Below are 4,454 nucleotides of genomic sequence, written 5' to 3' on the forward strand. Positions count from 1 at the left end.
TTCACTGACGAGACGAAACTCGTAATGCTCAAGGTAGCGCAAGCCGCCATGGATTAATTTAGAACTAGCTGATGAGGTGGCACTGGCAAAATCTTGTGCTTCATATAGCCCAATTTTTAATCCTCTCCCTGCCGCATCTGCGGCAATGCCAGCGCCATTAATACCACCACCAACCACAATGATATCTAACACTTCATGTTCGTTAAATTGCGTTAAGCTCTGTTTTTTTTCCATATCGATGGCCTTTTTGATTCTTTTTTGTTTGTTTATGTTCGTATGAAAGCATTAAACAGTAAAAAATGGCAGTTTTCACTCGTTTATTTTTGATCTTGATCATGTTTTGCTGTAGTTTCTATCTTATGGCAAACATGAAGTGGGATCGAAAACCATCATGATTGGCTGAAGTGACGATAAAGGATAAATCAGTGCCAAAAAGGATAGACAGGTTGCCGTAGGAAAAAAGCAGGCGCAATAAAAAAGCCCGCTTATCGCGAGCTTCTATATTAGGATTTGTTTAGCCGTTATTTATTTTTGAAAAACGTCTTTAAAGTCGCGTTTTAAAATCGGATCGCGACGAGCTTTTTTAACTTGCTTAACCATATCTTTAACACAGCTATGCAACACTTGATCAAGCAATTGAGCACGATATTCTTCTTTATCTTGCTCCGTCATCTCTTGAGGTAAGTTTAGCGTTGGAAATTCTTCCATTACCTCAATACCAGCAAAAGCCTGACTAACAGAAATAAGTGCATGGAACTGTTCAAAATTATCCAGGATATTTTGTGCACTAGCAGGCAGGCTATTCCAAGCCTCTCGAACGACTTCCTCTGAGACCTCATGGATGGAAGTCACCATGCTGTACATCTGCTCTGGCACTTGATCAAACTCGATCACTTGGCGTAGTTCAGGTGAAATAGTATCTAAAGTAATGGTCGGTGCTTCAGTTTGAGTCGTTTCTGACATGAAAAATTTCTCATCAAGGAAAAACCTCATGCTAAAAAGTTACGCTGAAATGTCAACCTAAACGTATCAATAAAGCGCTAAGCGCGGCGATTTTGTGCGTATCATCAGCATGGCTAGCAGTGGATAAAGGTTGATGCTGAGCTTTTCTACTAAAAATCAGACCAAAAGCCAGAGCGCGATTGAATTCATGAAAAAAAGACTCCTACGATAGCGGCCTAGAAAAGGAGTCCGCCGCATCGCAAGAGTCATCGTCTTTAGATAAGGTTAGTTCTGTTGACGGATAAGGTAATCAAACGCGCCAAGGCTGGCTTTGGCTCCTTCGCCCATCGCTATAATGATTTGTTTATAAGGAACCGTTGTCGCATCACCAGCAGCAAAGACACCCGGCATACTGGTTTCACCACGGCTACCAATTTCAATTTCACCACGATCAGAAAGCTCAACGTCTGAATCTTTTAACCACTCGGTATTAGGAACCAGTCCAATTTGAACAAAAATGCCTGAGAGTTCGAGCTGCTTGATTTCATCGGTGTTACGGTCTTTATACTTCAGCCCAGTAACTCGTTTTCCATCGCCAATCACTTCTGTGGTTTGTGCCATCGTGATGATTTCGATATTCGGTGTTGAGTTGGCTTTATTGATCAATACTTGATCTGCCCGTAGCGTATCAGCAAACTCTAGTACGGTGACATGTTCGACAATTCCTGCCAGATCAATCGCCGCTTCAATCCCTGAGTTTCCGCCACCGATCACAGCTGTCTTTTTCCCTTTAAATAAAGGGCCATCACAGTGAGGGCAGTAGGCAACCCCTTTATTGCGGTATTCTTGCTCACCCGGTACGTTCATTTCACGCCAGCGAGCTCCCGGACTTAAAATCACACTTTTACTTTTTAACTGAGCACCGCTTTCAAGGCTGAGGTGAATATTACCATCGTTGGTAAAATCAGCGCCCATCAGTTTATTGGCTTGCTGCTCAGTAATAATATCCACGCCATACTCTTTGAGGTGTTCGCCTAAATCTGCCGCCAATTTGGGGCCTTCGGTATGCTTAACGGAAATAAAATTTTCAATCGACATGGTGTCCATCACTTGACCGCCAAGGCGTTGGGCGACAATTCCGGTACGAATGCCTTTACGCGCTGCGTAAATTGCTGCTGCCGCTCCCGCAGGGCCACCACCGACAACCAGTACATCGTAGGGGGCTTTGTCATTTAAGCTTGCTGCGGCTTTTTGAGCGGCCCCATCATCGAGTTTATGGAGAATTTCAGTAAGGCTCATTCTGCCTTGACCAAATAATTCGCCATTAATAAAGACACTCGGTACTGCCATGATGTCGCGCTGTTTGACTTCATCTTGGAATAGAGCACCGTCAATCATAGTGGCACGAATATTAGGATTGATCGCTGCCATCATGTTGAAGGCTTGCACCACATCCGGACAGTTTTGGCAAGATAGAGAAATAAAGATTTCCACATCCAGCTTTTTATCCAATTGTGCAATTTGTTCAATAACCGCAGGTTCAAGTTTCATGGGATGCCCACCGGAGTGGAGCAGAGCCAAAACTAAAGAGGTAAATTCATGCCCCATAGGTACGCCAGCAAAGCGTAGTTGAGTCTGTTTGGTTGGGTTAGTCACCGTCATCACGGGTTTACGTGCACTGGCTTGATCATCTTGGATTACGGATACTAAAGCACTGAGGTCTGCAATTTCATTCGCGAGTGAAAGAATGTCTTGTGAAGCTTTGCTTTCATCGAGACTAACCACTAAACGGACTTCTTCTTTCAGATTACTGAGATATTGTTGTAATTGTTGCTTGATCGCTTGGTCTAGCATGGTTATCTAATCCTGTCGAATAATGTGATAAAGAGAATGGCTACTCTGGATAAATGCGAAATGCCCTTTGGTCGCTGTTAAGTTTTTATCTATGTTAGAGATTGAACGAAAAGGGAGAGCAAACCGGGCATTTAGGTCGTCAAAGTAAAACACCCGGCTTGCTCTTAATTAGCGGTAAAGGTTAGATTTTACCGACTAGGTCTAGCGAAGGAGCAAGCGTGGCTTCACCTTCTTTCCATTTTGCTGGGCATACTTCACCTGGGTGTGCCGCAACGTATTGCGCCGCTTTAATTTTACGCATCAGATCTTCTGCATCACGACCAATCCCTTCAGCGGTAATTTCCATCGCTTGAATCACCCCTTGTGGGTCAATAAGGAAGGTCGCACGGTCTGCTAGGCCTTGACCTTCACGCATCACGCCAAAGTTGTTAGTGATGTTGCCCGTTTGATCACCGACCATGTAGTAGTTGATTTTGCCAATCGTGTCAGAGCTGTCGTGCCATGCTTTGTGAGTGAAGTGGGTGTCTGTTGAGACAGAGAACACTTCTACGCCACGTTTTTGTAGTTCTTCGTAATGGTCTGCAAGGTCACCAAGCTCAGTTGGGCAGACAAACGTAAAGTCTGCTGGGTAGAAGAAGAACACGGCCCATTTGCCAAGAACATCTTGTTCTGTGATCTCTACGAATTCACCGTTTTTATATGCTGTTGCGCTAAATGGTTTGATATGAGTGTTAATCATTCTTTACTTTCCTTTCTTGTAAGTTTTTGATTTCGCAATGTCTTGCGTTCGGTAAGTATATTCCCACTTTGAGTTGATAAAGGAAAATTGCTTATATCTATTCTTTTGATAGGCAAAACCTATTTTTAAGCGATGTTGTTGCGCTCGACATTGATTGATTGACTAAATCAAGCTATTAATAGTTTAAGATAAAATTGGTTTGGTAAACAAAATGTATAAAAGTATATGGGTTGGTGTATTGGCGAGTGTATTTGCATCACAGATCAGTGCAAATACTCACAATCAGCAATGGTCTTTGGATCAATGGATGCCTAGAATCATCGGAGGAAAAGAGTCAGACGTAAACGCTTGGCCTTTTATGACTGCATTAGTCAAAAATAATGCAATTAATACTTATAAAGGACAGTTTTGTGGCGCGAGTTACCTGGGTGATGGGTGGGTGTTGACCGCAGCCCACTGTATCGAGAGAATCAACGTTAACGATTTTCATGTGCATATTGGCGTGCATAATTTACGTCAAGCGAGTAGTGAAGGCGAACGTGCCGAAATTAAAGCAGTTTATGTGAATCAAAACTATGCGGCTGCTAGTGATTACAGCAATGATATTGCTTTGATTGAGTTAAGGTCGAAACCTAATGCTGACGCAGTAGTGCTAAAAACAACGGGAGAAGGGCTTTCGGAAGGGCAAAATTTAACAGTCATGGGCTGGGGAAATAAGGTATCAGATCGTAATCAAACACCCGACTATCCATCAGTGCTGAGACAAGTCGATGTGCCTTATGTGCCGAGAACAACCTGTCAAAATCTTAATGGTGCCTATGCCAAGATTGGTAAGGATGCCATTTGTGCTGGCTTTCCAGAGGGGGGATACGATTCTTGCCAAGGCGATAGTGGCGGGCCTTTAGTGGTTAAAGAAGGT

At 43.3% G+C, this 4,454-nt stretch carries 5 protein-coding genes; 1 reads left to right on the forward strand and 4 read right to left on the reverse strand.

Features of this window, described 5'->3' with window-relative positions; all coding sequences use genetic code 11:
• The 4 genes from B7C60_RS19695 to ahpC form a co-directional block, all read right to left on the reverse strand.
• A partial coding sequence (locus tag B7C60_RS19695; RefSeq protein WP_245869556.1) for an FAD-dependent oxidoreductase occupies positions 1-234 on the reverse strand: 234 nt, incomplete at its 3' end.
• A 291-nt stretch (positions 235-525) separates the two neighbouring features.
• Positions 526-963, reverse strand: coding sequence for a DUF3069 domain-containing protein (locus B7C60_RS15355; RefSeq protein WP_099612395.1), 438 nt, complete (start codon positions 961-963; stop codon positions 526-528).
• Positions 964-1,227: 264 nt separating this feature from the next.
• Entirely contained in the window at positions 1,228-2,796 is a 1,569-nt protein-coding gene (gene ahpF / locus B7C60_RS15360; RefSeq protein ID WP_099612396.1) for an alkyl hydroperoxide reductase subunit F, read from the reverse strand.
• A gap of 181 nt (positions 2,797-2,977) precedes the next feature.
• Positions 2,978-3,535 (reverse strand): alkyl hydroperoxide reductase subunit C, encoded by a 558-nt coding sequence (gene ahpC, locus B7C60_RS15365; protein ID WP_099612397.1) that lies wholly within the window; start codon positions 3,533-3,535, stop codon positions 2,978-2,980.
• A gap of 211 nt (positions 3,536-3,746) precedes the next feature.
• Here ahpC and B7C60_RS15370 point away from each other — a divergent pair.
• Positions 3,747-4,454, forward strand: a 708-nt coding sequence (locus B7C60_RS15370; protein ID WP_216639333.1) for a S1 family peptidase, incomplete at its 3' end; no start/stop codon positions are given.

This window comes from Vibrio fujianensis (assembly GCF_002749895.1).
Taxonomy (GTDB): Bacteria; Pseudomonadota; Gammaproteobacteria; order Enterobacterales; family Vibrionaceae; genus Vibrio; species Vibrio fujianensis.